General features: G+C 72.2%; 27 protein-coding genes. 12 read left to right on the forward strand and 15 right to left on the reverse strand.

Annotation, left to right across the window (positions count from 1 at the left end):
- Nucleotides 1–17 precede the first annotated feature (17 nt).
- From fgd to cofE, 4 genes are all read right to left on the reverse strand, one after another.
- Nucleotides 18–1,034 (reverse strand): glucose-6-phosphate dehydrogenase (coenzyme-F420), encoded by a 1,017-nt coding sequence (fgd, locus tag EV187_RS16060; RefSeq protein ID WP_130354027.1) that lies wholly within the window; start codon nucleotides 1,032–1,034, stop codon nucleotides 18–20.
- Nucleotides 1,031–1,654, reverse strand: a complete 624-nt coding sequence (cofC, locus tag EV187_RS16065) for a 2-phospho-L-lactate guanylyltransferase (RefSeq protein WP_207221860.1) — start codon at nucleotides 1,652–1,654, stop codon at nucleotides 1,031–1,033. The genes fgd and cofC overlap by 4 nt, the downstream gene beginning before the upstream one ends.
- A 106-nt stretch (nucleotides 1,655–1,760) precedes the next feature.
- Nucleotides 1,761–2,759 carry a TIGR03557 family F420-dependent LLM class oxidoreductase gene (locus EV187_RS16070; protein WP_278040007.1) on the reverse strand — a complete coding sequence of 333 codons (999 nt, stop codon included), beginning with the start codon at nucleotides 2,757–2,759 and terminating at the stop codon, nucleotides 1,761–1,763.
- A gap of 31 nt (nucleotides 2,760–2,790) precedes the next feature.
- Nucleotides 2,791–3,573 carry a coenzyme F420-0:L-glutamate ligase gene (cofE, locus tag EV187_RS16075; protein ID WP_242609639.1) on the reverse strand — a complete coding sequence of 261 codons (783 nt, stop codon included), beginning with the start codon at nucleotides 3,571–3,573 and terminating at the stop codon, nucleotides 2,791–2,793.
- Nucleotides 3,574–3,673: 100 nt separating this feature from the next.
- Here cofE and EV187_RS18815 point away from each other — a divergent pair, with 100 nt between their 5' ends.
- The 7 genes from EV187_RS18815 (at nucleotide 3,674) to EV187_RS18430 (ending at nucleotide 8,736) form a co-directional block, all read left to right on the forward strand.
- Entirely contained in the window at nucleotides 3,674–4,228 is a 555-nt protein-coding gene (locus tag EV187_RS18815) for a DUF6264 family protein (RefSeq protein WP_242609640.1), read from the forward strand.
- A gap of 83 nt (nucleotides 4,229–4,311) precedes the next feature.
- On the forward strand, nucleotides 4,312–4,962 hold the full coding sequence (locus tag EV187_RS18615) for a DUF6328 family protein (RefSeq protein WP_207221861.1): 651 nt from the start codon (nucleotides 4,312–4,314) through the stop codon (nucleotides 4,960–4,962).
- Nucleotides 4,963–4,971: 9 nt separating this feature from the next.
- Nucleotides 4,972–5,814: an exodeoxyribonuclease III gene (locus tag EV187_RS16090; protein WP_130354029.1), complete on the forward strand. Its 843-nt coding sequence runs from the start codon at nucleotides 4,972–4,974 to the stop codon at nucleotides 5,812–5,814.
- Between the two features lie 90 nt (nucleotides 5,815–5,904).
- A complete protein-coding gene (locus tag EV187_RS16095; RefSeq protein WP_130354030.1) occupies nucleotides 5,905–7,212 on the forward strand; it encodes a serine/threonine-protein kinase in 1,308 nt (435 codons plus the stop codon).
- Nucleotides 7,209–7,670, forward strand: coding sequence for a hypothetical protein (locus EV187_RS16100; RefSeq protein WP_130354031.1), 462 nt, complete (start codon nucleotides 7,209–7,211; stop codon nucleotides 7,668–7,670). Before EV187_RS16095 ends, EV187_RS16100 begins: the two co-directional genes overlap by 4 nt.
- Nucleotides 7,671–7,725: 55 nt before the next feature.
- A complete protein-coding gene (locus EV187_RS16105; protein WP_130354032.1) occupies nucleotides 7,726–8,544 on the forward strand; it encodes an alpha/beta fold hydrolase in 819 nt (272 codons plus the stop codon).
- A 48-nt stretch (nucleotides 8,545–8,592) separates the two neighbouring features.
- Nucleotides 8,593–8,736 (forward strand): hypothetical protein, encoded by a 144-nt coding sequence (locus EV187_RS18430; protein ID WP_165391231.1) that lies wholly within the window; start codon nucleotides 8,593–8,595, stop codon nucleotides 8,734–8,736.
- On the opposite strand, the gene EV187_RS16110 is transcribed toward EV187_RS18430, so the two are convergent.
- A complete protein-coding gene (locus tag EV187_RS16110; protein WP_130354033.1) occupies nucleotides 8,700–9,539 on the reverse strand; it encodes an SDR family oxidoreductase in 840 nt (279 codons plus the stop codon). The two genes, EV187_RS18430 and EV187_RS16110, sit on opposite strands and share 37 nt — an antisense overlap.
- A 62-nt stretch (nucleotides 9,540–9,601) precedes the next feature.
- Nucleotides 9,602–9,973: an iron chaperone gene (locus tag EV187_RS16115; RefSeq protein ID WP_130354034.1), complete on the reverse strand. Its 372-nt coding sequence runs from the start codon at nucleotides 9,971–9,973 to the stop codon at nucleotides 9,602–9,604.
- A gap of 73 nt (nucleotides 9,974–10,046) precedes the next feature.
- Between EV187_RS16115 and EV187_RS16120 the strand changes: the two genes are divergently transcribed.
- Nucleotides 10,047–10,514 carry a GNAT family N-acetyltransferase gene (locus EV187_RS16120; protein ID WP_207221862.1) on the forward strand — a complete coding sequence of 156 codons (468 nt, stop codon included), beginning with the start codon at nucleotides 10,047–10,049 and terminating at the stop codon, nucleotides 10,512–10,514.
- Nucleotides 10,515–10,527: 13 nt separating this feature from the next.
- Here the strand turns inward: EV187_RS16120 and EV187_RS16125 are convergent, their stop codons facing one another.
- Together EV187_RS16125 and EV187_RS16130 are read right to left on the reverse strand one after the other, a co-directional pair.
- On the reverse strand, nucleotides 10,528–11,814 hold the full coding sequence (locus tag EV187_RS16125) for an RNA polymerase sigma factor (protein WP_130354035.1): 1,287 nt from the start codon (nucleotides 11,812–11,814) through the stop codon (nucleotides 10,528–10,530).
- A gap of 114 nt (nucleotides 11,815–11,928) precedes the next feature.
- On the reverse strand, nucleotides 11,929–12,282 hold the full coding sequence (locus EV187_RS16130; protein ID WP_130354036.1) for a YciI family protein: 354 nt from the start codon (nucleotides 12,280–12,282) through the stop codon (nucleotides 11,929–11,931).
- A gap of 186 nt (nucleotides 12,283–12,468) precedes the next feature.
- On the opposite strand from EV187_RS16130, the gene EV187_RS16135 reads away from it, so the two are divergent.
- A complete protein-coding gene (locus EV187_RS16135; protein WP_165391232.1) occupies nucleotides 12,469–13,170 on the forward strand; it encodes a DUF998 domain-containing protein in 702 nt (233 codons plus the stop codon).
- A 68-nt stretch (nucleotides 13,171–13,238) separates the two neighbouring features.
- On the opposite strand, the gene EV187_RS16140 is transcribed toward EV187_RS16135, so the two are convergent.
- Complete coding sequence (locus tag EV187_RS16140; protein ID WP_165391233.1) at nucleotides 13,239–13,850, reverse strand: TetR/AcrR family transcriptional regulator; 612 nt, start codon at nucleotides 13,848–13,850, stop codon at nucleotides 13,239–13,241.
- 68 nt (nucleotides 13,851–13,918) lie between these two features.
- Here EV187_RS16140 and EV187_RS16145 point away from each other — a divergent pair, with 68 nt between their 5' ends.
- On the forward strand, nucleotides 13,919–15,436 hold the full coding sequence (locus tag EV187_RS16145; RefSeq protein ID WP_130354039.1) for an MFS transporter: 1,518 nt from the start codon (nucleotides 13,919–13,921) through the stop codon (nucleotides 15,434–15,436).
- Between the two features lie 75 nt (nucleotides 15,437–15,511).
- On the opposite strand, the gene EV187_RS16150 is transcribed toward EV187_RS16145, so the two are convergent.
- The 4 genes from EV187_RS16150 to EV187_RS16165 form a co-directional block, all read right to left on the reverse strand.
- Entirely contained in the window at nucleotides 15,512–15,790 is a 279-nt protein-coding gene (locus EV187_RS16150) for a DUF4190 domain-containing protein (protein WP_130354040.1), read from the reverse strand.
- A gap of 178 nt (nucleotides 15,791–15,968) precedes the next feature.
- Nucleotides 15,969–16,280, reverse strand: a complete 312-nt coding sequence (locus tag EV187_RS16155; RefSeq protein WP_130354041.1) for a DUF4190 domain-containing protein — start codon at nucleotides 16,278–16,280, stop codon at nucleotides 15,969–15,971.
- A gap of 194 nt (nucleotides 16,281–16,474) precedes the next feature.
- Nucleotides 16,475–17,239 (reverse strand): DNA alkylation repair protein, encoded by a 765-nt coding sequence (locus EV187_RS16160; RefSeq protein WP_130354042.1) that lies wholly within the window; start codon nucleotides 17,237–17,239, stop codon nucleotides 16,475–16,477.
- 91 nt (nucleotides 17,240–17,330) lie between these two features.
- A complete protein-coding gene (locus EV187_RS16165) occupies nucleotides 17,331–17,915 on the reverse strand; it encodes a hypothetical protein (RefSeq protein WP_130354043.1) in 585 nt (194 codons plus the stop codon).
- A 357-nt stretch (nucleotides 17,916–18,272) separates the two neighbouring features.
- Here EV187_RS16165 and EV187_RS16170 point away from each other — a divergent pair, with 357 nt between their 5' ends.
- Nucleotides 18,273–19,739 (forward strand): DUF6421 family protein, encoded by a 1,467-nt coding sequence (locus tag EV187_RS16170; RefSeq protein ID WP_130354044.1) that lies wholly within the window; start codon nucleotides 18,273–18,275, stop codon nucleotides 19,737–19,739.
- Nucleotides 19,732–20,478, forward strand: coding sequence for an SDR family NAD(P)-dependent oxidoreductase (locus tag EV187_RS16175; RefSeq protein WP_130354045.1), 747 nt, complete (start codon nucleotides 19,732–19,734; stop codon nucleotides 20,476–20,478). Before EV187_RS16170 ends, EV187_RS16175 begins: the two co-directional genes overlap by 8 nt.
- 31 nt (nucleotides 20,479–20,509) lie before the next feature.
- Here EV187_RS16175 and EV187_RS18435 read toward each other — a convergent pair whose 3' ends face one another.
- Entirely contained in the window at nucleotides 20,510–21,205 is a 696-nt protein-coding gene (locus EV187_RS18435) for a hypothetical protein (protein ID WP_165391234.1), read from the reverse strand.
- A gap of 53 nt (nucleotides 21,206–21,258) precedes the next feature.
- Nucleotides 21,259–22,551 carry an MFS transporter gene (locus EV187_RS16185; RefSeq protein WP_242609660.1) on the reverse strand — a complete coding sequence of 431 codons (1,293 nt, stop codon included), beginning with the start codon at nucleotides 22,549–22,551 and terminating at the stop codon, nucleotides 21,259–21,261.
- Nucleotides 22,552–23,005: the final 454 nt, after the last annotated feature.

A 23,005-nucleotide genomic window follows, 5' to 3' on the forward strand; every position in this document is an offset into this window, starting at 1 on the left:
CTGCCTGGGCAGCACAGCTAGCGCGCCCGCAGCCTCGGCGCCAGGTCTCGCTCGAAGAGGTCCAGGAAGCGGCGCTGGTCATGCCCGGGCGCGTGGAAGACGAGGTGGTTGAAGCCCCAGTCCACGTACTGCCCGATCTGCGCCACGACCTCGTCGGGGTCGGTGCCCACGATCCAGCGCTTCGCGATCTGCTCGATCGGCAGCGCATCCGCCGCCCGCTCCATCTCGACCGGATCGGTGATGTCGTGCTTCTGCTCCTTCGAGAGCGAGAGCGGCGACCAGAAGCGCGTGTTCTCGAGCGCCGCCTCCTGGGTCTCCTCGTACGACAGCTTGATCTCGATCATCCGGTCGAGGTCGTCGTAGGATCGCCCGCCCGCCTCGACGCCCTCCTTCACCGCGGGGATCAGCTGGTCGACGTAGAGCTCGGCGCCCTTGCCCGACGTGCAGATGAACCCGTCGCCCGCGCGGCCCGCGTACTTCGCGACCGTCGGGCCGCCGGCGGCGATGTACACCGGCACGCCGCCCTCGGGCACGTCGTAGATCGACGCGTCGTGCGTGGAGTAGTACTCGCCCTCGAAGCTCACCCGGTCGCCGCGCCAGAGCTCCCGCATCAACCGCACCGACTCGCGCAGGCGCGCGAAGCGCTCCCGGAATTCGGGCCAGTCCTGCTCGCCGGCGCCGCGGAACCCGGTGGCGATCTCGTTGAGCGCCTCGCCCGTGCCGAACCCCGCGATGACCCGGTCGGGGTAGAGGCATCCGAGGCTCGCGAACGCCTGGGCGAGCACGGCGGGGTTGTACCGGAACGTCGGGGTCATCACGCTCGTGCCGATCCTCACCGTCGAGGTGCGTTCGCCGACCGCGGCCATCCACGCCAAGGAGAACGGGGCATGGCCGCCCGCGTGACGCCACGGTTGGAAGTGGTCGCTCGTCCAGACCGACTCCATGCCGTGCCCTTCGGCCGCGACGGCGATCTCGACGAGCTCGCGCGGGGCGAACTGCTCGGCCGAGGCCTTGTATCCGAGTGTGAGCGTCATGGTGTTCCCTTTCGATCGGCGAGCCGGGCCACGGCTTCGGCGGTGTGGTCGCCGACTCCATGGTGCAGCACGGTTTCGAGGCCGTCGACCGTGTCGACGTCGCGCGTGAGGCCGGGCAGGTCGGATGCCGCGAGCTCGACGAACCCGGCCGCCGCGTGGAGCGCAGCTGACTCCCGGCCGAAGCGCGGCTCGAACGGCACCCCCGGCGACGCGGTCGCGAGCGTGGAGCCGGTGCCGTCGGCGTCGCGCACGAAGGCGAGCGGATGCCGCGCGGCCGCCGCGAGCGCCGCCTCGAGCTCCTCGGAGCGCAGCGCGGGCAGGTCGCCGAGCAGCACCGCGACCGCGCCCGGCGCGTCGGCGCGGGCGCGCGCGATGCCGTGGCGGATGGCGGGCAGCAGCCCGTGCTCGACGCCCTCACCTCCGGGCTCGGGCACGAACTCGGCGTCGCCGGCGAGCGACGGGTCGTCGCCCACCACGAGCACCCGCCCGACCGATCGCGTGCCGACCGCGGCGGCGATCGTGTCCAGGGCGAAGGCCCGCGCGAGCACCGCGCGGGCGTCGTGGGGCACGGCGGGCGCGAGCCGGCTCTTCGCGGCGGGTGCTCCCTTCACTGGGATCACGACGGTCCACGCCGCCGGGGAGCGCGGTTCCCGCGCCGGAGGCATCGGCGTCACGACCTCCCCCGCAGAACGCTCGCTCCGGCGGCACCCGACGCGCGCGTCGTCCTCATGCGCGCAGCCCGGGCAGCACGTCCCGGCCGAACACGTCGAGGAACTCGGCCTGGTTGCGCCCCACGTTGTGCAGGTAGATGCGGTCGAACCCGAGGTCGAGCAGCCGCTGGATGTCGGCGCGATGCACGTCGGGGTCGGACGAGACGACCATCCGACCCGCGAAGTCCTCTGGACGCACCGTGCGGGCGAGCTGGTCGAACTCGTAGGGCGATCGGATGTCGCTGCGCGGGAATCGCATCCCCCCGTTCGGCCACTCGACGAGCGCGTTGCGCATCGCCTGCTCGTCGGTGGGCGCCCACGAGAGGTGCAGCTGCAGCACCTTCGGCATGGTCGCCGCGTTGCGGCCGGCCTCACGCGCGCCCTCGGTGAATCGCTGCAGCAGCGGCGCGAGCCGGTCGGTGGGGCCGCCGGTGGTGATGAAGCCGTCGACGCTCCGGCCGGCACGGCGCGCGGTCACGGGCCCGGACGCCGCGACCAGGATCTCAGGGGCGACCTCGGGCATCGTCCACAGGCGGGTCGACTCGAGCTTGAAGTGAGGCCCCGCATGGCGCACGTCGCGTCCGGCGATCGACCCGGCGAAGAGCCGACGGATCACGTCGACGGCCTCGAACATGCGATTGATGCGCTCGGGCGCCTCGGGCCAGTACTGCCCGACGACGTGTTCGTTCAGCGCCTCCCCAGAGCCGATGCCGAGCCAGTGGCGACCGGGGTACAGCGCACCGAGCGTCGCGCTCGCCTGGGCGACGACGGCCGGATGCATCCGGAACGTCGGTGTCGTCACGCCCGGGCCGAGGTCGCCCGTCGTGCGCTCGCCGATCGCCGCGAGCACGCTCCAGACGAACGACGACTCCCCCTGGGCGGGCACCCACGGCTGGAAGTGGTCGGTCGCCATGACGCCGCGGAAGCCGTGCGACTCGGCGAGCGCGGCGAGCGCCACCGCCTCGGCGGGCGGGAACCGCTCGAGCATCGCGGCGTAGCCGATGTGCGCAGACACCCCACCATCCTCCCCCGTCGCGGGGCGGGTGTCATTCCGAGCCGAGCGGACCTTCGGCCTGCGACTCGTCGAAGCCGTCCCGATAGCCCTCGTTGTACGCCTCGTCGGCGCCGATCCGGAACAGGTCGCGCTCCGCGGGTCGCTGGATGCTGCGGGCGCCGGGGAGGTCGAGGTCGCCGACGTAGCGTCCGAGGCCGCGCACGACGGCCACGGGCACGCCCGTCGACTTGCCCTTGACGAGCTCGGCCGCGCCGGCGAGCTCGTCGGCCACGCACGGCATCGTCACCGCGAGGGGCTTGCCGGAGGCATCCGACGACCCGCGGAGGTCGTCGAACACGTGCACGCCCGCCGCGCCGATGGCGAGGTCGGTCTGTCCCTCGCGCCAGGGCCGGCCGAGCGTGTCCGAGAGGATCACCCCCACGACGGCCCCGGTGAGGGCACGGAGGCCGGTGGCGAGCGCCCTGGCCGAGGCATCCGGATCGACCGGCAGCAGCAGGACGGTGCCGTGCGGCGCGTTGGAGGCGTCGACGCCGGCGGCCGCGCCGATGATGCCCTGGCGGTTCTCGACGATGCGGGTGATGCCGCCCTCGTGCTCGCGGGTCGCGACGACGCGCACCGTCTCGGCCGTGATCGCGGCCTCGCGGTCATCGGCCTGCACGATGCGGCCCTCCGACTTCGACACGATCTTCGAGGTCACGACCAGGATGTCGCCGTCGGCGAGCTCCGTCGCGCCCGCGATCAGCGCGGCGAGGTCGTCGCCCCGTACGATCTCGGGCAGGCCCTCGACGCCTTCGATGCTGAACTTCACGGCCACCCCGCATCCCTCGGTCCTGCCTCGATCCTTGCAGGAGCGACGGCGTCGCTGCCAGAATTCGGCCATGGCGCGTCCTGCGCGCCGCAGATCGGGGGATCAGATGTCCGAGGCGTCCGGCACGCCCGACCCGATGCGACCGCCCGCGCCGCCGGTCGGGGGCGCCGACGGGCCGGCGGCACCGGCCGCACCGACGTACGGCCCCGCGGCTCCGATGGCGACTCCCGGCGCCCAGGACGGCTCGCAGACTTCGTACGGCCCGTATGGCCCCGTCGAGCCGGCGTATGCGTCGGCCGCCGCGCCGCCGGCGAAGCGACCCCTGATCATGTGGGACCTGATCCTGACGATCGTGCTGCTCGTGGTCATGATCGGCGTGACGCTGCTCGCGTCGTTCCTGTCGTTCTTCCTCGCCTTCGCGGGCGACTCGTGCGGATCCGGCATCACCTGCGACTACGACCGCATGGGCACCGGCATGATCATCGCCATGATCGGACCGCTCGCCGTGGGCCTGCTCGCGCTCATCGCCGCCGTCATCGTGCTCGTGCTGAGGCGCATCGCGTTCTGGATCCCGATCGTCGGCATCGTGCTCGTCATCGGGGTGTTCGTCGGCGGGGCGGCGCTCACCGCCTCGGGCGTGCCCGGCTCGTCGGCCGCCTGAGGGCGCCGCGCCGGGCGCTGCCCCATCGAGCCTCCGGACGCAAGGCCTTGGCCGCCGGCCCCCGCCCGTGCCTACGATCGAACATGAACGCCCGCCACGCCGGACCGAACGGCCCCGACGCCGATCCGCCCCTCGTCGATGAGCCGCGTCCCGCCGCCGCCGACACGACCGACGCACACCCCCGCACCCTCCACCACGATGTCGACCCCGCCGACGGGCGCGACGAAACGCCCAACGAGCGCAGCGACCGCAACTGGAACGACATCCTCCAGGAGTTGCGCGTCGCGCTCACCGGCACGCAGCTGATCGGCGGCTTCCTGCTCGCGGTGGCCTTCCAGTCGAGGTTCGAGGAACTCGACGCGTACCAGCTCGTCCTCTACCTCGTGCTCGTCGCGCTCGCGGGCCTCGCCACGGTGGTCGGCCTCGCGCCGGTCACCCTGCACCGCACCCTCTTCCGGCACCAGGTGAAGGAGCGGGTGGTGCGCACGGGGAACCGGCTGCTCATCGCCCACCTCGTGGTGGTGGCACTGCTCGTGATCGGGGTGACCAGCCTGATCTTCGACTTCGCCGTGTCCCGTGCGGCGGGGGTGACCGCGCTCGTGATCGGCGCGATCATCGTGGTGCTGCTCTGGATCGTGCTGCCCAGGGTGCAGGAGGCGAAGGACGGCGACGACGCGGTGGTCGTCGAGGCGCAGTCGCGCGAGGAGCAGGAGGGTGTCGGGACCCAGCCCTAGGCTTGGCGCATGCGCTTCGCCACCTGGAACGTCAACTCGATCCGCACCCGCGTCGACCGTGTCGTCGACTGGATGGTGCGCGAAGACGTCGACGTGCTCGCGATGCAGGAGATCAAGTGCAAGCCCGAGCAGTTCCCCGCGGCGCCGTTCGAAGACGCGGGCTACGAGCTCGCGCTGCACGGCTTCAACCAGTGGAACGGCGTCGCCATCGCGAGCCGCTCGCCGATCGAGTCGGTCGAGACGAGCTTCCCCGGCATGCCCGGATTCCTGAAGGGCGTGGAGGGCCCCGACCAGCCGCAGGAGGCCCGGGCCATCGGCGCCACCGTCGACGGCGTGCGCCTGTGGAGCCTCTACGTGCCCAACGGTCGGGCGCTGGGCGACCCCCACTACTTCTACAAGCTCGACTGGCTCGCCGCGCTCGCCGAGTACACGCGCGCGCAGACCACCGATCATCCCGAGGTCCCGTTCGCGCTCATGGGCGACTTCAACATCGCGCCGTTCGACCACGACAACGGCGACCCCACGGTCGTCGTCGGGCAGACCACCCACGTCTCCCCGCCCGAGCGCGAGGCGTTCTTCACGCTCGAGCGCTCGGGGGTCACCGACGTCGTCCGCGCCCGCGTGCCCGAGGGCCTGTTCACGTACTGGGACTACAAGCAGCTGCGGTTCCCGCGCAACGAGGGCATGCGCATCGACTTCATCCTCGGGTCGGCCCCGTTCGCCGCCGCGGTCACGGATGCCTCGATCCACCGCAACGAGCGCAAGGGCAACGCGCCGTCCGATCACGTGCCGGTGCTCGTCGACCTCGCCCTGGCGAAGGCCGACGACGACCTGCCGATGATCTTCGGCTGACTCCGCGGCCCCCTACCAGACGAGGCGTCTCGGGCCAACCCGGTCACGGTGAACGGGCTCCGTTCAGGTGGGGCGACTACCCTCGTTCAGGTGACCACGTCCCCCAACAGCGTGTCGCGTGACTCCTTCGCCGGAGCCACCCTCGACGACCGCTACCGCCTCGACGGCCTCATCGGCCGCGGCGGGATGGCGAGCGTCTACCGGGGCGTCGACCTCGCGCTGGGACGCCCCGTCGCGGTGAAGGTGTTCGCCGAGGCGGCGGAGGGCATCGACGACGCCGAGCGGCGCAGGTCCGAGACGGCCCTGCTCGCCAGCCTGTCGCACCGCGCCCTCGTGCGGCTCTACGACGCGTCCCGCGACCCGGCGACCGACCGCGAATTCCTCGTGATGGAGCTCGTCGAGGGGCGCGACCTGCGCGAGACCCTGCGCCTCGGCGCGCTCGGACCCGCGGATGCCGCCGACATGCTCGCCGACGTCGCGGAGGCGCTCCACGTGATCCACGAACGCGGCATCGTGCACCGCGACGTGAAGCCCGCGAACGTGCTCCTGGAGCCCGCCCACCTGCCCTCCCGCACGTGGAACGCGAAGCTCGCCGACTTCGGCATCGCCCGCCTCATCGACGACGCCCGGATCACCCGCGCGGGTCTCCTGGTGGGCACGCCCGGCTACCTCAGCCCCGAGCAGGTCACCGGTCGCCCGCCCACCCCGGCCGCCGACGTGTACGCCCTCGGCCTCCTGGTGCTCGAGTCGCGCACCGGCGAGACCCCGTTCCCGGGCCCGGCGGCCGAGGCGGCGAGCGCGCGGCTGGTGCGCGATCCCGACATCCCCGAGTCCCTCGGCACCGACTGGGTGGCGCTCCTCCGCGCGATGACGGCGCGCGAGGCCGCCGACCGCCCGTCCGCCCTCGACGTCGCGGTCGCCGCCGGGCAGCTCGACCGCGGGACCGATGGTGCGCGACCGGCCACCGCACCGACGATCGCGATCGCCGACGTCGCGGCGGCGCCCACCATGGCCGTCGACGGGCACGCGGCATCCGTCGCCCCGGCCACCGCCGACGGCGCGGCACCCGAGGCGGCCGCCCCCGTCGAGACTGCGGCCACGAGGGTGCTCCCGGCGCCCGACCGCTCGTTCTTCGCCGCTCCGGTGGCGGCGAGCCAGCAGCCCGAGGGACGCGCCCGGGCCCGCGAACGGGAGCGCTCGGCCGACGGGGAGCGCCGCTGGGTGCGCCCGACGATCGCGATCGCGCTGCTCGTGACGATCGGCGTGGTGGTGTTCACGCTGCTGCAGTCCGCGCTCTCGACGCCCGCGACGAACACGACGCCCGAGCCGCTGCCGAGCGTGCCGGGCGATCTCGGGGTGCACCTCGAACAACTCGACGAGGCGGTGAGCGGCGGATGACGCGACAGCGGCGCGCTCGGCGTGCCATCCTCCCGGCGGCGGCCGTCGCCGTGGCCCTCACGTTCGGTCTCTCGGCGTGCGGCGCCTCGAGCGAGGGCACGTCTGCGGCCATGCACGCCTCGGTCGTGCAGATCGCCGAACGCGCCGCGGCGGGCGACTACGCCGGCGCGCTCGCCGAACTGGCGCTGCTCGACCGCGACGTCACGAGCGCGTCCGAGAACGGCACGATCGACGCGGCGCGCGAAGCGGAGATCCGGGCCGCCATGGACCTCGTCCGGGCCGACCTCGAGGCCGCCGACGCCCCGGCGACGCCGACGCCCGAACCGGCTCCCGCGCCCGAACCGACCACCGCGCCGGCCGACGACGACGGCGGCGACGATCCCGGGAACAGCGACAACAAGGGCAAGGGCAACAACAACGGCAACGACGACAAGGGCAAGGACGGCGGCGACGACTGAGGTCGTGTGCCCGCCGTGCGCCCGCCGTGCGGCATCCGTGCATAGGCTCTCAACCATGCCTTCCCTCGCCGTGCCCGGAGCCGAGCTCTTCTACGAGTCCGACGGGCGCGCGTCGGCGCCCGCACTGCTCCTCATTCCCGCCGGCATCGCCACGCTTCGCATGTGGGACGCGCAGGTCGAGGCCCTCGCCGCCGACCACCTGGTCGTGCGGTACGACCCCCGTGGCTTCGGGGCCACCCGCCACGACCCCGGGGTGCCGTTCTCGAACCACGCGGATGCCCTCGCCGTGCTCGACCACCTCGGCGTCGAGCGCGCGACCCTGGTCGGAGCGAGCCGTGGCGGCAGGATCGCGCTCGATGCGGCACTCGCTGCGCCCGACCGGATCTCGGGCCTCGTGGCGATCGGCGCCGAGCCGAGCGGGTCGCCGGAGCTGCCCCGATCCGACGAGGAGGCTCGCCGCTTCGACGAGCTCGAGCGGCTCGACCCGGCGGTCGACGCCCGGCGGCTCGTCCGCTCGGAGACCACCTTGTGGGCGACCGGGCCCCTGCGGCTCGAGCACGAGCTGGATCCGCACTTCGTCCGCAGGGCCCACGAGCTGAACGAGCCGAACATCGCGCACGCGGCCGACGACGGCACGATCGTGCCGCTCGAGCCACCGGCGTTCGAGCGGCTCGGCGACATCCGATGCCCCGTGCTCGTGATGGTCGGCGAACACGACGTCGGTTCGACGCGGTGGCACGCGGAGCACCTGCTCGAGGTGCTGCCCGACGCGAGGGGATACTCCTTCGCGGATGCGGCGCACCTGCCCACGGTGGAGCGGCGCGACGAGTTCCTCCGCACGCTGCTCGACTGGCTCGGCGAGCGCGGCCTCTGACCGGCGGATTCGCGGCGGGCGTCCAGCTTGCGGGGCTATGGTCGCGGGATGACCACGGAACTCCTGATCGCGATCGCAGCGGCCGGCCTCGCCGTGCCGATGCTCCTCGGCGTCGTCGCGCAGCGGATGCGCCCGCGCGCGGTGCGCGTTCGCGTTCAGCCGCGGCCGGTGAACCGCTCCATCGAGCGGTAGACGCCGAAGCCGTCGCCCACGATCCGGTCGAACAGCCGGGTCGGCAGGATTCCGCGAAGCGCCCGTGACAGGCCGACGCTCCACGGCAGCTCGACGAGCGGCGCGCCGGCGAGCATCGCCCGCCACACCCGGTCCACCACGTACTCGGGCTCGAGCACCGGCGCGAGGGCCGGGCCCCTCGCACCCGTGAACATCCCGGTCGAGATGTAGCTCGGCGTCACGGTCGTGACCTTCACGTTCGTGTGGTCGGCCTGCTCGAGTTCGAGCCGCAGGGAGTCGCTCCATCCGATGAGGGCGGCCTTGGACGCGGCGTACACCGCCATGCGCGGGTTCGCCAGAGTGCCGGCGGCCGATGCGATGTTCACGATCCGGGACGGCCGGTAGGCGTTCGCGATCATCCCCGGGATGAACTCGCGCGTGATGTACATGGGAGCCAGCGCGTTCACCTGCATGGTCGGTCGGGTGTCCTCGCCGTTGTCGGTCTCCCAGAAGTAGCGGTTGCCCCGCACGATGCCCGCGTTGTTGATGAGCACGTCGGGGTTGCCGACCTCGCGCCGCACGCGCTGGGCGGTCTTGGCGATGGCGCCGAGGTCGCCCACGTCGACCACGTACGACCGGATGCCGGTGCGGCCCCGCGAGCGCGCGCCGAGCTCGTCGGCGGTGCGCGACAGGGCCGCCGCATCACGGTCCCAGAGGGTCACGGATGCCGCGCCCTCGGCGACCGCCCGCTCCGCGTACATCCGGCCCATGCCGCCAGCCGCACCCGTGATGAGCACCTGCGCGCCCTGCACCGTTCTCGTCATCGTCCCATCTTCGCGCACGGCGGCCAGCGCCCGTCGCGACCGCGGGGAGCGTGGACCGCGACTCAGGCCTCGCCTGAGGAGGCTCCGCGAAGCCGCACGATCTCCTCGGCCATGCGGGTGATGAGGTCGAACGGCACGGGTCTCGAGTACGGGAAGTTGACCGTGTCCTTCTTCGACCGGTACGGCGCGACCTCCCGCTCGAGCGGGTCGTCGAAGGCCGGCACGGGGTACAGGCCGACATGGTGCTTCCACCCGGCGAAGTGGATCGCGTACCGGCCCCCCAGCATCACCGCGCCCATGCCGTACCGCACCTTCTCCTCGCCGTCGGGCACGCCGGCGTGGATCGCGGCACGCACCCGCTCGAGCACGTCGCGGATCTCGGGCGGGAAGGAGGCGACGTACTCGTCGACGGATTCGGGTGCGCCGGTGGCCATGCCCGAAGCCTACAACACTGAACCGATCGGTTCAACGTTGTCGGCGATGATGACGACATGGCACCATGGGCGGATGGCGACGCCCGACATCCGACTCGTGCCCAAGACCCCCGAGGAGACCGCCGACTGGCTGCCCGTGGCCATGGCGGCCTACGAGGAGGCGAGGGCGCGGGCCGGCGACACCGCCGAACAGGCGGCGGCCGGCCGGCGCGCCTCGGAGGAGCGCTTCTTCCCCGACGGGCGTCTCGTCGACGGGCAGCTCCTGTTCACGATCATGGCCGACGGCGAGGACGCCGGCTGGCTCTGGATCGGGCCGATGGAGGACCCGTCGAACTGGTACGTGTGGGACGTGGCAGTGCATGAGGCCTTCCGCGGGCGCGGCATCGGGGAGGCGACGATGCGGCTCGCCGAGGACATCGCCCGCTCGCAGGGCGCGACCAGGCTCCGACTCAACGTGTTCGCCGACAACGACCCCGCGATCCGCCTCTACGCTCGCCTCGGCTACGTCACCGACGCGATGCACCTGCACAAGCCGCTCTGACCCTCCACCTCACTCAGCCCGCGCGCCGGGCCGCCTCGGCGCGCCGGAGCAGGAGCGCGCGCTCCCGCGCGTTCGACGTCATGGCCGCGGCGCGCTCGAACTCGGCGGCCGCCTCGTGCCCGCGTCCGAGCTGCTCGTAGAGGTCGCCGCGCACGCTCGGCACCAGGTGGTAGCCGTCCAACGCGGACACGCCCTCGAGCTGGTCGAGGAGGGCGAGGCCGGCCGCGGGGCCCTGCGCCCGTCCGAGGGCGACCGCGCGGTTGAGCTCGACGACGGGTGAGCCGGTGCGGCGGCCGAGCTGCGCGTAGAGGTCGGCGATGCGGTTCCAGTCGGTCGCGTCGACGGATGCCGCACGCGCGTGCTCCGCGGCGATCGCCGCCTGCAGCACGTACGATCCGCGTCCGCCGGACGGGCCGGCACCGGCACGGGCACCGGCGACGAGCTCGTCGGCGCGCGTGAGGGCGGCGAGGCCACGGCGGATGCGCGCGGCATCCCACCGCTTCCGGTCCTGTGCATCGAGCAGGACGGGCTCGCCGTCGCCGTCGGCACGAGCGGCCAGCCGCGACGACTGCAGCTCCATCAGCGCGGAGAGTCCGTGCACCTCGGGGTCGTCGGGCACGAGGGCGGTGAGGATCCGCCCGATGCGCACGGCCTCGTCGCAGAGCGCCGGGCGCATCCAGTCGTCGCCCTCGGTGGCCGAGTAGCCCTCGTTGAAGAGCAGGTACACGACCCCGAGCACCGTCGTGAGGCGCTCGGCCCGCTCGGCACCGGACGGCTCCTCGAGTGCGGCACCGGCCTCGGCGAGGGTGCGCTTGGCGCGCGAGACGCGCTGGGCGATCGTCGCCTCGGGCGCGAGGTAGGCGCGGGCGATCTCCCGGGTCGAGAGTCCGGCGACGAGCTTCAGCGTCAGGGTGGTCTGCGCCTCGGGGGTGAGGGCCGGGTGGCAGCAGATGAACATGAGGCGCAGCACGTCGTCCTCGACGTGGTCGAGACCGGCGCCGGGATCCTCGTCGAAGGCCTCGGACAGCTCACGCGCGAGCGCCGCGGCGGCCACGTCCTGCCGCGCCCGACGGCGGAACGCGTCGACCGCCCGGCGCTTCGCCGTGGTCATGAGCCAGGCACCGGGATTGTCGGGGATCCCCGAGGCGGGCCACTGCGCGAGCGCGGCCACGACCGCGTCCTGCGCGAGGTCCTCGGCGAGCGCCACGTCGCGCACGATCCGCACGAGCGCGCCGATGAGCCGCGTCGACTCGAGTCGCCACACGGCCTCGATCGCGGCGCGCGTCGTCTCGTCGCCCACGCGAGCATGAGACCACGCGCCCCGCCGGCGCGCAAGGGTCGGCGGGCTGCCGGCGTCGCGGCCCGCCCGCCGCGGCTCCGCTCCCGCCGGCGCAGCGCGACCCCGCGAGCCGCCTCAGAACTCGGCGATCTGCCGGATCTCGACGCTGCCCACGAACCCGGGCCAGTGGTCCTTGTGGATCTGCATCAGCCGACGGCCGAGCTCGAGCGCCTCGTCGCGGCTGCGCACGTCGATCACCGCGTAGCCGCCCACGAGCTCCTTGGCCTCGGTGAACGGGCCGTCGACCGCCTTGATGCTCCCATCGACGAGCGAGACGATCATGCCCGCCTCGCTCGGCAGGAGTCCATGGCTGTCGACGAGGACGCCGGTCGCCCGCCCCCAGCGGTCGTACTCCGCCATCGCCGCGTAGACCGCGGGAGGCGTCTCGCCGTTCGTCTCGCTGGACTTCATCAGGCACATGTATCGCATGGGATCCCTCCTCGTGAGGCGTGCTCCGTCGGCTCGCCCTCACGATAGCGTCGGCGGCCCGACGCCGTTCTCGACACGGCCTCCGAGATTCTTCCGAACGCGATGTCGAGAACGGATGCCGCGGCACGACGCCCTGGTGAACGACCCGGTCGATCGACCGGGTCCCGACCGGAAGGGAACGATCCGATGGACATCCGAATCGACACCACGGCACCCCGCACGACCGCCGTCGACGCACGGCATCGCCCGGCCCACGCCGACGACCGAACGACGCGGGCGCTCGTCATCGCCGGCGCGATCGCCGGGCCGCTCTTCGTCGTCGTGGGACTGGTGCAGGTGCTCACGCGCGAGGGCTTCGACCTCACGAGGCATCCGCTCAGCCTGCTCTCGCTCGGCGACCGCGGGTGGGTGCAGATCGCGAACTTCATCGTCGCCGGTGCGCTCATGCTCGCGTTCGCCGTCGGGGCACGCCGCAGCCTCGGCGGCGGACCGGGCCGGGCGTGGGCACCCGTGCTGTTCGGGCTGTACGGCGTCGGCCTCGTGCTCGGCGGCGCCTTCACGGCGGACCCCGCGCTCGGGTTCCCGGCCGGCACGCCCGACGGCTACCCCGGCGAGTGGACGTTCCACGGCGGCGTGCACGCCGTCGCCGCGCCGCTGGCCTTCCTCGCGCTGGTGGCCGTGACCTTCGTAGTGGCGCGCCGCCTCGCGTGGGAGGGACACCGCAACGCGGCCGCCTGGTCGCGGGTGATCGGCGTCGCCTGCCTGCTGCTCTGCATCCCGTTCGGGCCCGCCATGAGCGTGCGCCTGTTCGTGGGCGTCGCCCTCGGCTTCGCCTGGATCACGGCGTACGCGATCTCACTGCTGCGCGAGCGCCCGATCACGGCGTGACTGCGTGGGGTCGCGCCGGGTTCGGCGAGCGGATGCCGCGCGGCATCCGCTCGTCGCTCACGCCACGCTCACCAGGGCTCGTCGACCTGCGGCAGGAGGGCGCGCACCTTGGCGACCGCGTCGGGGAAGCAGGCGTCGAGCACCTCGGTGGCCGAGACCTCGTTGCCGTAGTCGCCGGTGAGCCGCAGGCCGACGATCGTGTTGATGAGCATGCCCGTGGCGATGAACTCGCGCGACTCCTCGGGTGAGAACCCGGCCTCATCGCGGATGAACCGCCAGATGTCGCTGAACCCGGCACGGGCCACGCGGCCGATCACGGGTTCACCGCCCAGGGCGGTGGAGTTCGCGATGACGGGGAGCATGCCGCGCTCGGCGAGCAGGCCCGTGTAGGCGGCGCCCATGCGCTCGGCGCGACCCTCGGGGTCGCCGGGAAGGGCGCGTCGGAACTCGCCGATCAGGCGCGAGTAGGCGCGCTCGATCACGGCCGTGAAGAGCTTCTCCTTGGTGCCGAACAGCCGCACCACGTAGGGCTGGCTCACCCCGGCTGCGCGGGCGACCTCGTCGGTCGTCGTGCCCACGTAGGTCTTGGCACCGAACACCGCGGTGGCGGCCTCGAGGATGAGCTCGCGCCGATCCGCCGCCTTCATGCGCGGGGCCGGCGCGACGTGTTCGATCGTCATGGTTGACATGTTATCAGTCGATTACTACTGTTCAGGTAATCATTCGATAACAACCAAGGAGCGCCGTCGTGTCATCCGCAATCGAAGCCGCACCCGCACCGCCCACGTCGCGCGCCGCCGGTCGCCCTCCGAGCCCGCTCTGGCTGGTGCTCGTCGCGACCGCCCTGCCGATGTTCATGGCCACCCTCGACAACCTCGTGATGACGAACGCCCTCCCCGTGCTGCACGAGGAGTTCGGGGCATCCGTCGAAGAGCTGCAGTGGTTCATGAACGCGTACACCCTCGCCTTCGCGAGCACGATCCTCATGGCCGTCGCCCTCGGCGACCGGTTCGGCCGACGCACTGTGTTCGTCATCGGCATCGTCGTCTTCACGCTGAGCTCGGCGTTCGCCGCCCTCGCCGCCGACCCCGGCCAGCTCATCGCGACACGGGCCCTGCAGGGGTTCGGCGCGGCCGCGATCATGCCGCTCTCGCTCACCCTGCTCGCCGGCTCGGTGCCGCTGGCCCGCCGCCCGCTCGCGATCGGCATCTGGGGCGGGGTCGCCGGCCTCGGCGTCGCGACCGGGCCGCTCATCGGCGGCGCGGTGCTCGAGGGCTGGGCCTGGCAGGCGATCTTCTGGATCAACGTGCCCGTCGGCATCGTCTCGGTGGGGCTCGCCCTGCTCGCGCTGCCCAACAGCTTCGGCGCCCGCCTGCGCGCCGACGTCGTCGGCCTCGTGCTCTCGGGCCTGGGCCTCCTCGCCGTCGTCTACGGCATCGTGCGCGGCAACGAGGCGGGCTGGGACAGCCTCGAGGTGCTCGGCAGCCTCACCGCGGGCGGCATCCTGCTGGCCTCGTTCGTGGCGTGGGAGGCCCGCACGCCCGCTCCACTGCTGCCCCTGCGACTGTTCCGTGATCGCAGCTTCACGGTGGCGAACCTGGCCGGGTTCGGGTTCAGCTTCGGCGCATTCGGGTCGATCTTCATCCTCATCCAGTTCCTGCAGGTCGTGCAGGGGTCGACGCCGCTCGAGGCCGCCCTGCAGACCTCGCCGTGGACGCTCGCGCCGATGGTCGTCGCGCCGCTCGCCGGACTCATCGCCCCGCGGGTCGGCACCCGCACGCTCATCGTGACCGGACTGCTGGCGCTCGGCGGCGCGCTGTTCTGGCTCACCGGCCTGCTCGACGCCTCGGTCGAGTACTCGTCCTACGTCGCGCCGTTCATCGTGGCGGGCATCGGCATGGGCCTCGTGTTCGCGCCGTCGGCGACGGCCGTGCTCGCGACGATGGCGGCCGACGACCACGCCAAGGCGAGCGGCACGAACTCGATGCTCCGCGAGGTGGGCGTCGCGCTCGGCATCGCCGTGTCGACGGCGGTCTTCACCGGCGCCGGCGGAGCGCTGAACCCGGTCGACTACGCCGTGGGCGCCGAGCCCGCCGTGCTGGTCGGGGCCGCCGTGCTCGTGGCGTCGGCACTGGTCGCCCTGCTCCTGCCGTCGGGCAAGACGGTGGGAGCCGCCACGCGCGACGAGGGGTCGGCGCGCGAGACGGCGGACCGCGACGCCGCGACGGAGGCCGAGCCGATCGAGGCCGCGGTCGCCGCAGGCTGAACCCCGGGGCATCCGCCGGGAACGAGGCGCCGTCCAGCTCGCTCGAGCAGGGCGGCGCCTCGTGCCGGAAGGGATCTAGGCGCCCGCCAGGACGCCCGCGAAGAACAGGAAGCCGAAGACGATGCCGAGGATGATCGAGAGCAGGCCGATGATGATCGCGGCATTGGCGAATCCCTTGCCGCGCTCACCGCTCTTGTTCACCTGGTTCAGGGCGATGAAGCCGAGGATGACCGCGACGATGTTGAACCCCAGGAGCGAGATCACGAACGCGACGATCGAGAGGACGTTCCACTTCTCGGACGGCGCAGCGGTGTGCTGCTGGGCGGGCACTGGAGGCGGAGCGGATTCGGACATGTGATCCCCACTGGTGGATGTCGGTCGCAGGACTGCATCGTGACAGCAGCGCCGCAGGGTGTCAACGACCCGGCTCGGGGAGCCGACGCATCCACGATCGCGCCGACGGCCCTCCGGCGGGGCACGGCAGAGCCCCGCCCCGGCTCGTTCGAGTCGGGGCGGGGCTCAGGTGCTGCGACTACTGGACCGAGATGTTCGGGTTCGCCGCGATCGCCGTGACGACGACGATCCAGGCGATGATGCCGATGATGATCGACACGAAGCCCAGGACGATCGCCCAGATCGCGAGCCCCCGGCCGCGCTCACCGGTCTTCTTGATCTGGTTGAGGGCGATGAAGCCGAGGATGATCGAGACCAGGCTGAAGCCGAAGAAGACGATCACGAAGCCGACGATGGCAAGGACGTTCCACTTCTCGGGCGTGCCGGAAGCGGGGGCCGGAGTCGGGGCCGGCTGCGGAGCGGGAGCAGGGGGAGGTGCGGAGTCAGTCATGAGCGTTCCTCGCGATCTTGGTGGACGAATGGCCGTTCCGCATACTGGCAGCGCGCATGGACCGGTGTCAACGACCGAGCGCGGGCGTGTCGTCACGCGGCGCCGCACGCCATCGTCCCCACCGTGGTCGGTGCGCAGTGGCCGGCCCGTCCACGGTGTCGACGCGATGCGGCCGCGCCGGTCGCCCGCGGGCGTCAGCGTCGTGCCCGGTACGCCGCGCGCTCGCCGGGCGTGAGGTGCTCGGTGGCGTAGGAGAGCATCGTCCGCGGCATCCTCGGGGCGTATTCGTCGAGGAAGCCGAGGAGCAGCTCGCGGTCGACGCGCTTGCCCACCTCGCGCAGCATCCAGCCGACCGCCTTGTGCATGAGGTCCTCGCCGTCGTCGAGGAGCCGCGGCGCCAGCCGGAGCGTGGGACGCGCGTCGCCCGCCTTGATGAACGCGAACGTCGAGAGCACCGCCACCCGGCGCTCCCAGAGCGAAGCGGATGCCGCGAGCCGGTCGAGCAGCGGATCGTCGCCGCGCCCGGCCTCGCGCAGGACCTCGCCGACCAGCCACTCGGCCGAGCTGTCGACCAGGTCCCAGTTGTTCACGCGGCCGGCCCCCACCGCAGTGAGGTACGCCTCGTGCAGCGCGAGCCGTGCCGCGTCGTCGCGCGTCCGCGGTCGGCTCGCGACCTGGTACTGCCGCACCATCACCAGCAGCGCGGCGAGCCGGTGCTCGTGCACCGCGCTCTCGAGGAGCGCGACGACCTCTGCGAGCGGCATCCGCTCGAACCGCTTCACGATGGCGCGGGTGGCGGGCACGCGGACCCCGGCGAAGACATCGCCCTCGCCGTACTGGCCCGGGCCGGTCTTGAAGAAGCGCTGCAGGAAGGCCGCCTCGCCGGGGTCTGCGGCGGCGTCGATCGCCGCGGCGAGGTCGTTCGCCGTGGAGCCCGGGGGGAGGGGGTCGGCGACCACGACTGCACTCTAGTCCGGCGGGCGGACATGGAGACGGGCGCGAGGTCGTGGTCGACGCGTCGCGCCCGTCTCGGGTCAGGATCCAGCGCGCTCAGCGAGCATCCCCGTTCGGCGACAGGTCGTCGTCGACCGTGTCGGTGGGCTGCTCGGCCGGGGCGCCGTCACGGAGCGGGGACAGGTCGTCCTCGACCGTGACGGGAGCGCTTCCCTTGAGCTCGCGGATCGCCGCGGCGCTCATCGACTGACCGGCCGCGGTGGTGACGGGCTGACCGGCGTGCAACTCGCGTCGCGCGTCGGGGCTCCAGCGGACGGGGGCCTGCTCGACCGGCTGCGAGTGCAGCTCGCGACGGGCATCCGCGCTGAACGCGGGCGCGACGTCGGACCGGACGGCCTGCGAGTGCAGCTCGCGACGGGCGTCGGCGCTGAACGCACGCGCGGCGTCGGACTGGGCGGCCTGCTCGATCGCTCGCTCGACGCGGTCGGCGACGACCTGGTTGGGCGAGAGCTGCTCCTGCGCGATCACGTGACCGCGGGCGATGCCGATGGCGGCGGCATTGGCCGCCGGACGAAGGTCGTCGCGCACCTGTCCGCCTTGTGCGGCTGCGCCGGCGCATCCGCTCATCAGAACCACCAGCGACACGGTGAGGATCACCGGCGCCGCCGTTCGTGTGTTCATGACATCTTTCCTTTCGGGGGTTGGGATACCACCTGGTATCGGGGGTGATGCGAACGTACGAGCGGCGCGAATCCGCCGGATCCGTGCAACCCCCTGACGCGGCTCGGAATAATCCTGAGAATGTCTCAGTGCAGCGTGGAGTCGAGCCCTCCGAATGGCGCACCGGCACCCTGAGGACGCCCGGGCGGCGGCCCTGTGCGCGCTGCGGCGAAGTCCGTCGCGGATTCTCGGGTGCACGCAGGAAAGCCGCGCCGGACCACAACACATCGCGGGATGCTCGCGTCTAGCCTTGGAGGACCGGCCGATCGGCCGCGTCCATGTCGCGCCTGCGACCAGCACCCGGGAACGGAGGTTCACATGTCGAACATCACGATCGACGCCATCATCGGCGAACCCGAGGTCCTCGAGGACGAGGTCACCGCGGCCGACATCGCACTCGCCGCCGGCGTGGAGGCCGATCCCGCTTGGCTCCGGCTCAAGGACTCCGCCACGAAGCTGCAGGCGCTGCAGGCGAAGGACGGCTCCGTGCCCGAGGAGGCCGAACGGTCCGAGGCATCCGCCCTCGTCGACGCCATCGTCGAGGCGATCGAGGCCCTCGCTCCGCGGTTCCCGCACGAGTCCGCGTACCTCGAGGCCTCCGTGGTCGACTTCAGGCGATGGCAGGCCGAGGGGCTCGGCGTGCCCGACTTCCTCGACTCGCTCGTGGCGTTCCAGCCGCAGCGGGTCCGCGTCGACGGCATCCGCCACCTCGTCGTCTTCCCCATGGTCACCCAGAACGGGTCGGCCGACCGGCACGTCGAGGCGCTCGTCGTCGAGACGATCTGGCCCGAGTTCATCGCCGCCCTCGAGGCCGGCGACTACTCGAACAAGCTGTTCGTGAGCCTGCGACTCGTCGACTTCACGCCCGGCTACGACACGAACTCGGCGGTGCTCTTCCCCGAGACGGTGGCGATGCGCGAGATCCCGCCGTTCACGTGGGGTGCGATCTTCCAGGACCGCGAGGCCGCCCGGTACCGCCGTGTGGTGCGCGCGGCATCCGAGATCACGAAGCTCGAGCTGCCCGATGACGCGGCCGCCCTGCTCGACGACCAGGACCTCGCCGAGCGCACGTTCGTGATGTGGGACATCATCCACGACCGCACCCACATGCGCGGCGACCTGCCGTTCGACCCGTTCATGATCAAGCAGCGCATGCCGTTCTTCCTCTACTCGCTGGAGGAGCTGCGGTGCGACCTCACCGCGTTCCGCGAGTCGGTGAAGATCGAGCGCAGCCTCCGCAGGCGAGCGACTGAGCTCGACAGGGGCGTCGGCGAGCCGCTCACCGCGGTCGAGTCGCAGCTGCTCGGCCACGCGAAGCTCGTGCAGTACGCGGTGATCTTCGACCGCATCTTCCGCTTCGCGATCACCGGATCGCGCGTGCGCAATTACGACGGGCTCGGCGGGCAACTGCTGTTCGCGTGGCTGCACCGCAAGCACGTGCTCGAGTGGACGGACGTCTCACTGAGCTTCGACTGGGACGCGGTGCCCGACGCCGTCGTGGAGCTGGGCGACGCGATCGATGAGCTCTACTGGAAGTCGATCGACCGCCCGAAGACGGCCCACTGGCTCGCCGCGTACGACCTCGTGCGCAGCGTCGTGACGCCGAACCCGGCGTCGGTGTGGGCCGAGGGGCTGCCGCGGGAGGTGCTCGCCGGCCCGCCGAAGGGCTACACCGACCTCGTGATGGACGACGAGTTCCCGCTCTCGATGTTCTACGAGGCGCTCGACAAGAAGATGAAGCCCGTCATCGAGTCGACGGTCGGCATCACCGCCGCCGATGCCTGAGCAGGATGACGCCGAGTCGCCCGAATCCGCACGGGTTCGGGCGACTCGGGGCGTCGCCGGCCGGACGGTGCTCATCGCGGGAGCGACGAGCGCGTCGGGTCGGGCGGTCGCGCGGGCGCTCCTCGATGCCGGCGCGCGCGTGGTCGTCGTCGGCAGCGACGAGGGCCGTCTCCGGCACCTGGAAGCGGAGCTGCCCGGCGTTCTGGGCGAGCACGCCGACCTCACCGACGGCGACGACGTGCTCGAGCTCTCGATGCGCGTGCACGCGCGGGTCGGCGATCTCGACGGCGTGATCCACCTCGTCGGCGGCTGGCGGGGCGGTGGCGGCATCATGGGCCAGACCGAAGAGGACTACCGGGTGCTCGATCGCTCGTTCACGGCGCTTCGCTACGTGAGTCGCGCGTTCTGGCAGGACCTCATCACCTCGACCGCGGGCCGCATCGCCATCGTGTCGTCCGTCACGGTCGACGCTCCGACCACCGGCAACGCGAACTACGCCGCAGTCAAGGCCGCGAGCGAATCGTGGATGCGCTCGCTCGCGAACGGCTTCGCGCCCCGGCCCGTGGACAGCGCCGGGGCACGGCAGCCCCTCGAACCCGGTGGAGGAGCCGCGGTCGTCTTCCGCGTGCGATCGCTCGCGGGACTCGAGGACCGGCTGGCGGCATCCGTCGTCGACCTCTGGGACGCCGACGCCGCCGAGTTGAACGGCCGCGTCGAGGTGCTCGCGCCGCCCGCCTGACGGGCTCGCATCGACCGCCTCGGCGCGGAGCTCAGCTCGACCCGTCGGTGACGCGCAGCGCGTGGCCCCAGCAGCCGGCGTCCTCCCCGCGGGTCTCGTCGCCCGGGGTCGTCGCGCCGTAGAGGGCGAGCTCCCATGCCGAGAACTGCTCGGGCGTGAGGTCGTCGGGCATGGCCGGGAAGCGGTTGGACGGGTCGGAGCTCATGCTCCACCACTCCCAGTAGCGGTAGTCGTGTCCGGCATCGGCCATGCACGTTCGCACCACCTGCTGGAAGCGGCGCCACGCCTCGCGTTCGTCCGCGCTCGGAGGCGCGGCATCCGGGTCGGGGGTCCGCGGCGGACCACCGGGCGCACGCCCGATCGCGTCCGGCGCGTCGCCGGACGGCCGGTCGGGGAGGGCGGCGTCGGGATCGGGGCTCGGGGTCGGCGCGGGTGCGGCCCCCTCGCCGGTCGGCGGGGTTCCGGCGGGCGGGATCGAGGGATGCGGCGTCGCGGGCGCCGGCAGCGGTGCGCCGTCGGCGTGGGCCTGGTCCACCGTGCCGCCGGGCTGCGAGCGGATGCCGCCGGCTTCGCCGGCCTCGTACCCCTCAGGAACGGTGGGCGCGGCCTGCGGATACCGCGCGTCGTAGAAGACGGGTGCGCCCGTGGTGGCCGCCGCGGCGCCGATGAAGACGGCGCCGGCGAAGGCGGCGACGACGCCGAGGCTCACGAACAGCGCCGTGCGCATCGCGACCCTCCCCCCGACGGCGCACCCTCGACGGCGGCGCGTGTCCGGACATGCTATCCGCGATCGGTGTCCCCCGAAAGGGGCACGTCGCCGGATGCGTCATCGGCGGGCACCTCGCCCGGCGCGGCATCCGCGGTCTCCGCGGCGGGCGTGACCTCGACCGCCGTGTCGGCGGGCGGTCGCTGCGCCCGGCTCAGCAGCAGGAACGGGGTGGCGATCGCGTTGATGACGCCGCTCCACAGCAGCGAGGCGCCGTAGCCGCCGAGGTCGGCCGAACGGCCCAGGATCGGCTGGAACACCACGCCGCCCGCACTGCCCAGCAGCGAGTCGAACGAGAGCACCGTCGCGCGTTGCTTCGACGGGATCATGTCGTTGAGGTAGGCACGATGCACGGGATCGTCGATCGATGAGGCGATGCCCCAGACCGCGAGCAGGACGATGGCGATCCAGAAGTTCGTCGTGAACGCGAGCGCGACGAGCACGACGGAGCTCGACACGGTGGCGAGCAGGATCGCGGACGTCCGCTTGCGGAAGAGCCGCCGGACGTAGGGCGCGAGGATGCCGCCGACGATGCCGGCGCCCGAGAGGATCGCGGCGGCGAGGCCGGCGATCGAGTACGCGCCCTCGTCGCCCCAGAGTTCGAGCAGGTACGGCTGGAGCGCGTAGAAGACGTAGATGCCGACGCCCGCGGTGAACGGCGTGGCGAGCATGAGCCACCGGACCGGTGGGTTGCCGAGCCCGTAGTGGATCGACGCCCGCAGCACGGTGCGGGTGGCCGCAATCGGGCCCTCACCGCGGTCGGGGGTGAAACCGAGGTCGCGCATGGTCAGTGCGGCCACCACGAACATCAGCACGAGCACGCCGGCCCGGATCAGGAACGGCACGCCGAGGTTCGTGAGCTGCGCCACCACGCCGCCCAGTACCGAGCCGCCGAGCATCGCCACGCTTCCGACGATCAGGGCGCGACCGAACACGGTCTCGAGGCTCCCGCGGTACTCGGTCGCACGCAGGGCGTCGACGAGCCACGCGTCCACGGCGCCGGAGAAGAACGTGAATCCGAGCCCCAGCAGAACCGACACGACCGCCCACGCCCAGAACGGCGACTCCCACACCCAGAGCAGGTAGTAGAGCACCGTGGTCACCGCGAGGGTCACCGTGCCGAGCAAGTACGAGGCGCGGCGTCCGAGCGTGTCGGCGACGACGCCCGTCGGGATCTCGAAGAGGAACATGCCGGCGCTGAAGAACGCGTTCGCGGCGAAGGCCTCGAGGTTGGACAGTCCCGCGTCCAGCAGGAACAGCGTGTTGATGCCCCAGATGAACGAGGCGGCCAGCGTGTTGCCCAGCATGAGCGTGTAGTAGACGGCCTGCACGCTCCTGGCCGTCGGGACCCGTCGCGCCCCGGCGTTCACGAGCATCTCCGACGTTGCGTCACCCGATCATCCTGCCCTCGTGGGGCGCGCCTGCCAAGCGAATCGTCGACTCCGCGCAGTTCTACCGAGCGTTTTACAAAAGTCGCCACGCGACCGGACTCTTTTGCTTGACGCACCTGAGAGAAATGTCGTAGCCTCCGAGAAAGTTCGTGAAGCCGGATCTCACGGGCACACCGGGGTGCGCAGACCTGAAGCGATCCGAACACTCCGGGGGACGTGTTGCAGCGTGCTCCCGCCGACGCGCAGCGGCCGGCACCGATCCCCAGGAACACCATTGCAAAGGAGCATCATGGACGATCTGATCGATCGCGACGACAACCCCGAGCTGGGGCGCAGCCTCGGCCTGTCTCGGCGGCAGCTGCTCGCGGCG

It is taken from the genome of Agromyces ramosus (assembly GCF_004216665.1).
Classification (GTDB): Bacteria; Actinomycetota; Actinomycetes; order Actinomycetales; family Microbacteriaceae; genus Agromyces; species Agromyces ramosus.

Bases quoted from the DNA above. Each gene is read 5' to 3' on its own strand.
- EV187_RS16155 (WP_130354041.1), bottom strand. From the start codon at position 16,280: ATGACTGACTCCGCACCTCCCCCTGCTCCCGCTCCGCAGCCGGCCCCG.
- EV187_RS16100 (WP_130354031.1), top strand. From the start codon at position 7,209: ATGACGCGACAGCGGCGCGCTCGGCGTGCCATCCTCCCGGCGGCGGCC.
- EV187_RS16165 (WP_130354043.1), bottom strand. From the start codon at position 17,915: ATGAACACACGAACGGCGGCGCCGGTGATCCTCACCGTGTCGCTGGTG.
- EV187_RS18435 (WP_165391234.1), bottom strand. From the start codon at position 21,205: ATGCGCACGGCGCTGTTCGTGAGCCTCGGCGTCGTCGCCGCCTTCGCC.
- EV187_RS16140 (WP_165391233.1), bottom strand. From the start codon at position 13,850: ATGACGATCGAACACGTCGCGCCGGCCCCGCGCATGAAGGCGGCGGAT.
- EV187_RS16175 (WP_130354045.1), top strand. From the start codon at position 19,732: ATGCCTGAGCAGGATGACGCCGAGTCGCCCGAATCCGCACGGGTTCGG.
- EV187_RS16105 (WP_130354032.1), top strand. From the start codon at position 7,726: ATGCCTTCCCTCGCCGTGCCCGGAGCCGAGCTCTTCTACGAGTCCGAC.
- EV187_RS16110 (WP_130354033.1), bottom strand. From the start codon at position 9,539: ATGACGAGAACGGTGCAGGGCGCGCAGGTGCTCATCACGGGTGCGGCT.
- fgd (WP_130354027.1), bottom strand. From the start codon at position 1,034: ATGACGCTCACACTCGGATACAAGGCCTCGGCCGAGCAGTTCGCCCCG.
- EV187_RS16120 (WP_207221862.1), top strand. From the start codon at position 10,047: ATGGCGACGCCCGACATCCGACTCGTGCCCAAGACCCCCGAGGAGACC.
- EV187_RS16150 (WP_130354040.1), bottom strand. From the start codon at position 15,790: ATGTCCGAATCCGCTCCGCCTCCAGTGCCCGCCCAGCAGCACACCGCT.
- EV187_RS18430 (WP_165391231.1), top strand. From the start codon at position 8,593: ATGACCACGGAACTCCTGATCGCGATCGCAGCGGCCGGCCTCGCCGTG.
- EV187_RS16090 (WP_130354029.1), top strand. From the start codon at position 4,972: ATGCGCTTCGCCACCTGGAACGTCAACTCGATCCGCACCCGCGTCGAC.
- EV187_RS18815 (WP_242609640.1), top strand. From the start codon at position 3,674: ATGTCCGAGGCGTCCGGCACGCCCGACCCGATGCGACCGCCCGCGCCG.
- EV187_RS16185 (WP_242609660.1), bottom strand. From the start codon at position 22,551: ATGCTGGGCAACACGCTGGCCGCCTCGTTCATCTGGGGCATCAACACG.
- EV187_RS16170 (WP_130354044.1), top strand. From the start codon at position 18,273: ATGTCGAACATCACGATCGACGCCATCATCGGCGAACCCGAGGTCCTC.
- EV187_RS16115 (WP_130354034.1), bottom strand. From the start codon at position 9,973: ATGGCCACCGGCGCACCCGAATCCGTCGACGAGTACGTCGCCTCCTTC.
- EV187_RS16135 (WP_165391232.1), top strand. From the start codon at position 12,469: ATGGACATCCGAATCGACACCACGGCACCCCGCACGACCGCCGTCGAC.
- EV187_RS16130 (WP_130354036.1), bottom strand. From the start codon at position 12,282: ATGCGATACATGTGCCTGATGAAGTCCAGCGAGACGAACGGCGAGACG.
- EV187_RS18615 (WP_207221861.1), top strand. From the start codon at position 4,312: ATGAACGCCCGCCACGCCGGACCGAACGGCCCCGACGCCGATCCGCCC.